Source organism: Halocynthiibacter sp., assembly GCF_049608145.1.
In the GTDB taxonomy this organism is placed as follows: Bacteria; Pseudomonadota; Alphaproteobacteria; order Rhodobacterales; family Rhodobacteraceae; genus Halocynthiibacter.
In genome coordinates this window covers 21,248-29,585 of sequence record NZ_JBMYXF010000039.1, presented here as the reverse complement: position 1 = coordinate 29,585, position 8,338 = coordinate 21,248, and the positions used below count along the sequence as shown (strand labels likewise).

Sequence of the window (8,338 nt, the reverse complement as noted above, 5' to 3'; positions counted from 1 at the left end):
GGAAAACCGGAAAACCGGAAAACCGGAAAACCGGAAAACCGGAAAACCGGAAATTTTGGGGCTTCCCGTTTTTTTGTCAACCTCTGGGATGCGCTTTGTCATACACATCCAACAACCGCGCGGTGTCTACGGCAGTGTAGGCTTCGGTGGATGCCAGCGAAGCATGCCCCAAAAGCTCCTGAATAGCGCGCAGATCACCGCCAGCGCTTAACAAATGTGTCGCAAAAGAATGACGCATCGCATGAGGCGTCACACTGGATGGCAAGCCCAGTTGCATGCGTACATCGGCCAAGGTCTTTTGCACCTGACGCGCCGACAATGGTCCGCCGCGCACCCCACGAAACAACGCGTCTTCCGGCGCATCGGATCCGGGCCAAGCCGCAACATACCGCGCAACCGCTGCCTGAGCCGTCGGAATAACCGGCACGACACGGTCTTTATCCCCTTTACCGCGAATGATCAGTTTATCTGTCAAAGGCACATCAGAAAAGGTCAGACTAAGGGCCTCGGAAATACGCAAACCACAACCATACAACAATGTCAGAACCGCGACATCACGCGCCTGCACCCAGGGTTCTTCCGACTGCAGTGCCGCCGTTTCAAGCACAGCCTTCGCTGCATCTTTTGCCAGCGGTCGCGGCAATTTATTGTGAAATTTCGGCGCGCGCGTCATCATCACAGCGGTTGCATCAAAATCTTCGCGTTCCGAAAACCAGCGATAAAAGCTTTTGATCGCAGACAATTCCCGCGCAAGTGATCGCGCTGCAATCCCCCGTCCGCGTTCATGCGCCATGAACGAACGCATATCGGTGACTGAGATATCGCGCAACATTTCTGCCCCGCGCGCCCCTTCCATATGGCCGGACAAAAAGGCAAAAAAGACCAGAAGATCACCTTGATAGGCCGTACGCGTATTTTCTGAAATTCGACCAAGCGCCGTATCCGTGGTCAGCCAGCGTTCCAGCAGATCCGCAAGTGCGGGGGCAATGACAAGCTCAGACTGCGTGCCAGCCACACTCATGCCAGCCAGCGCTGCAGGGATCGTTCAAGCACACCGGTAAAAAACTCCAGCAGATCAGAGGCCTGGTTTGCCTGAAACTGATCCGGATCCTTTGCCCCCATCAGCAGCATGCCCGGCAATTTCCCATCCCCAAGATCCAGCAGCATCGCTGCCTCGGACCGGATTTCGCCGTTGCCCTGCATATATAGCCAGTCACCGCCCGGAGCCACAGATCGTAAAGTCACCTTACGATGGGGGTGATCATCTTTGATCTCAAGATAATCGGAAATCACACCAGAGGCCGCAACAGCCAGAACATTTTCCACGCGATCAAGCGAAGCATCTGTTTCGGCCTGATGGGTTTCCAGAACCAAACGCACGGTATCCACACGCAAAATATCTGCGACTTCTCCGCCAAGATTCAGCAAGAAATCTTCAAAGCTTGTCGGATCCAGCATTTTCAGGATCGCGCGATGCACCTGATTTGTCCCGGCCAGATTTTCATAGGCCGCCGAAACGACGGTCTGATGGGTGTCTTCAAGTTGCCCCAGACGTGTTTCAAGCCGCCCCATGGCAACAGTACGCAAATCAACGACATTGCCACCTTTGCGCATGTCGTCTGCATTGATCAGGGCCCGCATAACATCGGGGTCTTCCAAAATCATTTCTGGTGTTGAAATGATTTGTTCGCGCAGAAGCTCTGCGCTTTCAGCTGTTTCGCTCATACCGGATACTGCACTCGATTGTTTGATTTTTTCAGGTTATAGCAAGATTAACAGAAAATTTACAGTAATTTTTGCAGGCTGACCCGGCACAGAATCACGGGCAGGACGGGGGCAGTATCAACTTGGCAGATCAAAGCTATTTCCCCGAAGGTCAGCTGATTTCCGTTCTAACGGCAGAACCTATCGACCGATTTCTTGACTATAAAGCACCCGAAGGTGGTTGTTTCGAAGGCGCTTTCGTCGAAGCCCCCCTGGGCCCGCGCAAGGTTCTGGGGGTGGTTTGGGGTCCTGGCGAAGGGCGGTTTGATGCGGCCAAAATCCGGCGTGTATCGCGCGTTATGGATGTTGCGCCTATGCGCGGAGAGATGCGTGATTTTCTGATACGCGCCGGGCAATACACCCTGACGCCGCTGTCACAAATGCTGCGTCTGGCCACCCGCGCCCCCGGCCTGATGAACCCGCCGTCGATGCGCAAAGTGTATCGTCTCGGCACCGGCGATCCTGACCGTATAACTGACGCCCGCACCCGCGTGATGCAGGTTCTGAAAGACCATGGCGGCGCCGCGTTTACATTAAAAGAACTGGCAGAGGCCGCAGATACAGGCCCAACCGTGGTTAAGGGGCTGGTCAAGCAAGGCGTTGTGCAGGAAATCGATGCGCCGCGTGATGTCGCCTTTCCACGCCTAGATCCGGATCTTGGTGGCATTACCCTGTCGCCGGAACAGGCCGAAGCCTCTGCCGCATTGTGCGAAAGCGTCGACAGCGGGCAATATAACACCACGCTACTGAAAGGCGTCACCGGGTCGGGCAAAACCGAAACCTATATGGAAGCCATCGCCGCCTGCCTGCGAAAAGGGCGTCAGGCGCTGGTCTTATTGCCTGAAATTGCACTGACCGCGGAATTTCTGACCCGTGTTCATGCGCGTTTTGGTGCACGCCCCGCAGAATGGCATTCCGGCGTCACGATGACAGACCGCCGCCGCACCTGGCGTATGGTTGGCGAAGGTGGCGCGGAACTTGTGGTGGGGGCTCGATCAGCACTGTTTCTGCCCTTTCGCGATCTTGGCCTGATCATTGTCGACGAAGAACATGACGGATCATACAAGCAGGAAGAAGGCGTGTTGTATAACGCCCGGGACATGTCTGTCTTGCGGGCAAGCCTGTGTTCTGCGTCCGTTATTCTGGCATCCGCCACCCCGTCCCTGGAAACCTGGAGCAACGCCCAAAGTGGCAAATACAATCGCGTAAACCTGACGTCGCGCTTTGGTGTCGCAGAAATGCCGGACATGCGCGCCATTGATATGCGGATGGAAAAACTGCCAGCCAGCCGCTGGATTTCCCCCACACTTGCCAAGGCTGTTGAACGGCGTCTGGATGCCGGGGAACAGTCGCTTTTGTTCATCAACCGCCGTGGCTATGCACCCACCACTGTCTGCCGGGCCTGTGGGGAACAGGTGGGCTGTGATTTTTGTGATGCCCGCATGGTGGAACATCGGTTTCAGAACCGCCTGATCTGCCATCAATGCGGCGAAAGCAAACCTGTGCCCGAAGCTTGCCCCTCCTGCGAAGTTGAAGGCAAAATGGCCCCGGTCGGCCCCGGTGTGGAACGTCTTGCGGAAGAAGTGACAGAACGCTTTCCAGATGCCCGCATTGCGCTGTTGTCCTCTGACCTGTTCGGCTCGGCCCGCGCTTTGAAGGAACGTATCGAAAGCATTGCAGCGGGCGAAGCCGATATCATCGTCGGCACACAGCTGGTCGCCAAAGGACACAATTTTCCGCTGCTTACGCTTGTTGGCGTCATTGATGCCGATCTGGGCCTGCAAGGATCTGATCTGCGGGCTGCGGAACGCACCTTTCAATTGATGCGACAGGTGGCCGGACGCGCCGGTCGGTCTGAGCGACGCGGCGTTGCGCTGCTACAGACATTTCAACCGGATCACCCGGTCATCCGCGCGATCCTATCCGGGGATGAGGAAGGGTTCTGGCGGGCAGAATGCGGGGAACGTCAACAGGCCGCAGTGCCCCCCTTTGGCCGCCTCGCCGGGATCATCCTATCAGCAGAGGATGCACAGCAGGTATTTGAATTTGCAGGTGAAATGGCGCGTCGGGATGGTCCGCTTCAGGCCATTGGCGCACAATTGTTTGGCCCGGCCCCTGCCCCCATTGCCCGTGTGCGTGGCCGTCACCGTGTCCGTATGCTGATCAAAGCCGACAAGGCCGCCCCCCTGCAACGCGCAATCGGCCAATGGACCGGTCAATTCCGCATCCCCAACGCAATCCGCATCGCCGTTGATATTGATCCTGTGAATTTTTTCTAAGGCGCGCTTACTGCCCTCTGTCGGGCGGATCCTTCAGATCACCAATCAGGCGTTCCGATCGACGTAAAGCCGTTGCAAAAGATCCCAAAGCCACAGCCCATAATGCGATTTCCAAAGTTGCTATGCCCATGATGTGCGGCAGGAAAACTGCAACAAGGGCAGCACCTGTCAGCAAAGCCATGCGATGTTGTTTTGCACAGGGCCCGCAAAAATCAGGCAGCAACCCCTGAGCTGCACCAAGTTCGCGGGTATAGGCCACCAGAACCGCCGCACAGGCCGCCGCCCAGCCAAGGCCAGGGGCCGCCACCCCATAACCAAGACCAACCAGTATCGCGATATCGGCATAGCGATCCGGTGCTTCGTTCCAGAAAGGGCCATCAGCTTCGGCCTTACCGCCCTCAACAGCCACCATCCCATCCAGCAGGTTGCACATCAACCGCCCCTGAATGCCCAGCGCCGCAAGGATTAGAACAAACCAATGCGTGCCACCAGACAACCAGAACATCAGCCCTGCGAATACAGCAAACCCAATCGATGCCTGCGAAATTTGGTTTGCTGTTATATCAGATTGCGCCAGCCGTCGGGCCAGCGCCTTGATTGGGCGGGCCCCGCGCGATGCAATAGGGCGGCGATTGTTCAGATCAGTCATAAGGGGTCTTTCTTAGGGAAAAGCCAAAGCTCAGCGTGTAGATAGACGCACCGCACAGCGGCACAACAATGGTTTGCCAAAAGGCCGGCGTGCCCGCGATTGTATGACCGCCGACCAGAAACAGCGCAGACGTTGCCATGCCGCACACCGCCGCACAAAACCAGCACAGTGACACGGCAAACACCCGTTCGACCACCCGATGCATCAGGAATGTGATCCCCCCGGTCAGCGCCCCCTGTGTCAGCGCCGCAATCAATGGGGCTGGCATGGCAAAACCGCTGTTTGACCAGGCCGCCCAGCCGCCCATCAGGCACATGCCTGTCAGACTATGACTCAGCGGATGCTGCAGCAGGGTCTTTATCTGCGCGCTCATACGGCGGACCAGAAATAACGCACAATGTGGAAAAAGATCGGGGCAGAGAATACAACACTGTCCAACCGATCCACAAATCCACCGTGACCTGCAATCAGATGGCCCCAGTCTTTTACGCCCTTGTCGCGTTTGATCGCCGACATCACAAGCCCGCCAAAGAATCCAAGCAGGGTGCACATCAGGGCCAAAACAAATGCCTGAAACGGCGTAAATGGTGTCATCCACCACAGACCAGACCCGATCAGAGACGCAGAAAACACCCCCGCCAGAAAGCCTTCCCATGTTTTTGAAGGTGACAGTCTGGGCGCGATTTTACGTTTACCAAGAAGCTTGCCCCAAACATATTGCAGCACGTCAGAAATCTGCACCGTCACCACAAGAAACGCGATCAACAGCACGTTTTTGCCTTCAAATCCGGCGATATCCAGCATGATCAACGCGGGCACATGACTGGCGGAAAAGACGCAAATCATCAACCCCCATTGGGTTTCAGCGATCCGTACAAGAAAGTTCTCTGTATCGCCGCGCAGCACAGCCACAATCGGCAACAGCAGGAAGACATAGACCGGGATGAAGATCGAATACATCCCGTACCAATTTGTCCAGATCAGAATATATTGCAGGGGCAACACAATGAAAAAGCTGATCAACAACGCATAATGATCAGCCCGGCGTTTCGCGGTCAATGTCAGGAATTCACGCAGGGCAGCGAAACTGATCAGGGCAAAGAGAATGACAACACCCGCCGTTCCGGCGATCATCGCGACAGCCAGCAGGGCGACCATGCCCCACCACGCATTGATCCGGGCGATCAAGTTTCCAACCAGTTCCGTATTGCCGCTGCGCGCACGCAACATCCGGGAAATGACAGTGGCCACAATAAGGATCGCAAAAACCCCGATCATCAGCGTGGAAAATTCAGCCGGAGTAGTCATGACTGCACCTCTTCACCTAGGGTTCGCAATGCATTTTCCGCACGGGTGATAAATTCGGATTTTTCTTCATGTTCACCGATACGCAACGGTGCGCCAAAACTGACTGAACACAGTAAGGGCACGGGAATGACTTCGCCTTTGGGCATCACAGATGTCAGGTTTTCAATCCATGTCGGCACCAGATCCACATCAGGGCAGCTTTGCGCCAGATGAAACAGACCGGGTTTAAACGGCAACAACAAATCATCCGTCATATTGCGGGTGCCTTCCGGAAACAGGATCAGGCTGTCACCCTGTTTCAGGGCCTCGGCCATCTGCGCCACTGGGTCCAGGGTGCGGGTGTCCGGGTTGCGGTCAATCAGAACCGCGCGAAACACATCTTTGCCAATGAAGCTTTTCAATGGGGTTTGCAGCCAATAATCAGATCCGGCAACCGGGCGGGTCTTTTCGCGCAGCTGCGGCGGCAGCACTGTCCAGATCAGAACAAAATCACCGTTAGAGGCATGATTGGCGAAATACACCCGCTGGCGTGCCACCGGTTCACAGCCTTCCCAGATCCCCCGTACAGCGGTCACAAGGCGTGCAAAGAGAATAATAGCGGCACCGGTCAGCGGTGCTAAAATACGTAATTTATAGTCAAACATCATGTGCTCATCACAAATACGGGGCCCGTTATTTCGGGCGATTTGATATGTCGTATTGGAAAACCATACCCCAGTGCAAGACCGATCGCCGTACCGCAACGTGCGCAACCCTTGCCCTTCCTTAACCCTTTGTCCGCATATTTCCCGGGATCGATCATCCCCGGCCAGACATATCCAGGGGACCAAAACGGAACAGAGGCCCTTTAAAACAGGGCGGATATAAGCTTCCTCACCGGGTTTAACCAGCCCGGTCTCATTCTCCGTATGGGCGGCGCCGCCACTTTATTCTGGCATCACTTCCATACCTATAAACAGCACCACACCGGGCAAAGAGATCTTTGCACCGGCCCATTGTGTTGCGTTTTTCGGCCAGGTCTTTGCAAATCTGCACAGCTCTCTCACATGTCTCACACAGCAGGCCCCTTTCCCCGCAGCCAAAACAGGCGTAAGGCGGAGATATGAAAACCATACCTCTCGCTGATGCACACCATCTGCCGTTCTGGCAACGCCCCGTCACCCTGCTGTTTCTGATGGCAGCTGCTATGCCTGTGGCATTTTCCACCTGGTCAGCGCTTCTCAACAACTTTGTGATCGAAGCCGCCAATTTCACGGGTAAGGAAATTGGCCTGTTGCATTCTGTTCGGGAAATTCCGGGTTTCCTGGCCATTGGTGTGATCGCCATCCTGATGTTCATGCGCGAACAGGTTCTGGGGATCGTCTCACTTGGTATGCTGGGAATGGCCACCGCTGTGACGGCCTGGTTCCCCAGCCTTGGTGGCATTCTGACGATTACGATGCTCAGCTCAATCGGGTTTCACTATTATGAAACGGTCAACCAGTCACTGCAGCTGCAATGGCTGAAGAAAGACCGCGCGCCCCAGATGTTGGGCCGGATCACGGCAATGGGATCTGCAGCAACTGCGCTGGCCTATGTCCTGATCGTGATGACCTGGAAAAGTTTCGATCTTTCTTATAACTTCGTCTACTTGGTTTCGGGTGGTTTCACAGCCCTCCTTGCCGCTTTTTGTTTCTTCGCCTATCCACAATTCGAAGCCCCACACCCCCAGAAAAAGCAACTGATCCTACGCAAACGCTATTGGCTGTATTACGCGCTTCAGTTCTTTGCCGGTGCACGTCGGCAGATCTTTGTGGTGTTTGCAGGTTTTATGATGGTCGAACTTTTCGGCTTCAAAGTGCATGAAATCACAGCGCTGTATCTGATCAATCTGGGGGCCAACATGGTTTTTGCCCCTTTGATGGGGGAAGTTGTCGCCAAATGGGGCGAACGTCGGGCGCTGTTGTTTGAATACGCAGGCCTTGTCATTATCTTTACGCTGTATGGCGGGATCTATTTCTTTCACTGGGGCTGGATCATCGCATCTGCCCTGTATGTGATTGACCATATCTTCTTTGCCCTGGCTTTGGCGCTGAAAACCTATTTCCAAAAAATCGCAGATCCGGGTGATATCGCCCCCACCGCCGCGGTGGCCTTTACCATCAACCATATCTCGGCGGTGTTCCTGCCGGTGCTTCTCGGGCTTCTTTGGGTTGTCTCTCCTGCTGCAGTCTTTATGTTCGCCGCAACAATCGCCTGTGGCAGCTTTGCACTTGCTTTGCTGATCCCGCGCCACCCGTCACCGGGTCACGAAACCATTTTCGCCGCACGCGCGGCCCAGCCAGCAGAATAACGGACA

Annotated in this window: 8 protein-coding genes; 2 read left to right on the top strand and 6 right to left on the bottom strand. The window is 55.3% G+C overall.

All coding sequences use genetic code 11. The features are described from left to right. Positions 1–76: 76 nt before the first annotated feature. Positions 77–1,021, bottom strand: a complete 945-nt coding sequence (locus tag ACPGUT_RS11745) for a tyrosine recombinase XerC (protein WP_423991592.1) — start codon at positions 1,019–1,021, stop codon at positions 77–79. Beyond that, on the bottom strand, positions 1,018–1,725 hold the full coding sequence (locus tag ACPGUT_RS11740) for a DUF484 family protein (protein WP_423991590.1): 708 nt from the start codon (positions 1,723–1,725) through the stop codon (positions 1,018–1,020). The genes ACPGUT_RS11745 and ACPGUT_RS11740 overlap by 4 nt, the downstream gene beginning before the upstream one ends. Positions 1,726–1,847: 122 nt before the next feature. Here ACPGUT_RS11740 and ACPGUT_RS11735 point away from each other — a divergent pair, with 122 nt between their 5' ends. Continuing rightward, entirely contained in the window at positions 1,848–4,043 is a 2,196-nt protein-coding gene (locus tag ACPGUT_RS11735; protein ID WP_423991588.1) for a primosomal protein N', read from the top strand. 7 nt (positions 4,044–4,050) lie between these two features. Here ACPGUT_RS11735 and ACPGUT_RS11730 read toward each other — a convergent pair whose 3' ends face one another. The 4 genes from ACPGUT_RS11730 to ACPGUT_RS11715 are packed head-to-tail and all read right to left on the bottom strand — an operon-like array spanning position 4,051 to position 6,644. Next, positions 4,051–4,692 (bottom strand): CDP-alcohol phosphatidyltransferase family protein, encoded by a 642-nt coding sequence (locus ACPGUT_RS11730; RefSeq protein ID WP_423991586.1) that lies wholly within the window; start codon positions 4,690–4,692, stop codon positions 4,051–4,053. Continuing rightward, a complete protein-coding gene (locus ACPGUT_RS11725) occupies positions 4,685–5,065 on the bottom strand; it encodes a hypothetical protein (protein WP_423991585.1) in 381 nt (126 codons plus the stop codon). The genes ACPGUT_RS11730 and ACPGUT_RS11725 overlap by 8 nt, the downstream gene beginning before the upstream one ends. Further along, complete coding sequence (locus ACPGUT_RS11720; RefSeq protein WP_423991583.1) at positions 5,062–6,000, bottom strand: phosphatidate cytidylyltransferase; 939 nt, start codon at positions 5,998–6,000, stop codon at positions 5,062–5,064. The genes ACPGUT_RS11725 and ACPGUT_RS11720 overlap by 4 nt, the downstream gene beginning before the upstream one ends. Next, entirely contained in the window at positions 5,997–6,644 is a 648-nt protein-coding gene (locus tag ACPGUT_RS11715) for a lysophospholipid acyltransferase family protein (RefSeq protein ID WP_423991581.1), read from the bottom strand. Before ACPGUT_RS11715 ends, ACPGUT_RS11720 begins: the two co-directional genes overlap by 4 nt. Before the next feature lie 458 nt (positions 6,645–7,102). On the opposite strand from ACPGUT_RS11715, the gene ACPGUT_RS11710 reads away from it, so the two are divergent. Then, positions 7,103–8,332 (top strand): MFS transporter, encoded by a 1,230-nt coding sequence (locus ACPGUT_RS11710; protein ID WP_423991579.1) that lies wholly within the window; start codon positions 7,103–7,105, stop codon positions 8,330–8,332. The last annotated feature ends 6 nt before the right edge of the window (positions 8,333–8,338 follow it).

Excerpts from the sequence above, each read along its gene's own strand:
- ACPGUT_RS11745 (WP_423991592.1), bottom strand. The coding sequence starts at position 1,021 with ATGAGTGTGGCTGGCACGCAGTCTGAGCTTGTCATTGCCCCCGCACTT.
- ACPGUT_RS11710 (WP_423991579.1), top strand. The coding sequence starts at position 7,103 with ATGAAAACCATACCTCTCGCTGATGCACACCATCTGCCGTTCTGGCAA.
- ACPGUT_RS11730 (WP_423991586.1), bottom strand. The coding sequence starts at position 4,692 with ATGACTGATCTGAACAATCGCCGCCCTATTGCATCGCGCGGGGCCCGC.
- ACPGUT_RS11725 (WP_423991585.1), bottom strand. The coding sequence starts at position 5,065 with ATGAGCGCGCAGATAAAGACCCTGCTGCAGCATCCGCTGAGTCATAGT.
- ACPGUT_RS11740 (WP_423991590.1), bottom strand. The coding sequence starts at position 1,725 with ATGAGCGAAACAGCTGAAAGCGCAGAGCTTCTGCGCGAACAAATCATT.
- ACPGUT_RS11720 (WP_423991583.1), bottom strand. The coding sequence starts at position 6,000 with ATGACTACTCCGGCTGAATTTTCCACGCTGATGATCGGGGTTTTTGCG.
- ACPGUT_RS11715 (WP_423991581.1), bottom strand. The coding sequence starts at position 6,644 with ATGTTTGACTATAAATTACGTATTTTAGCACCGCTGACCGGTGCCGCT.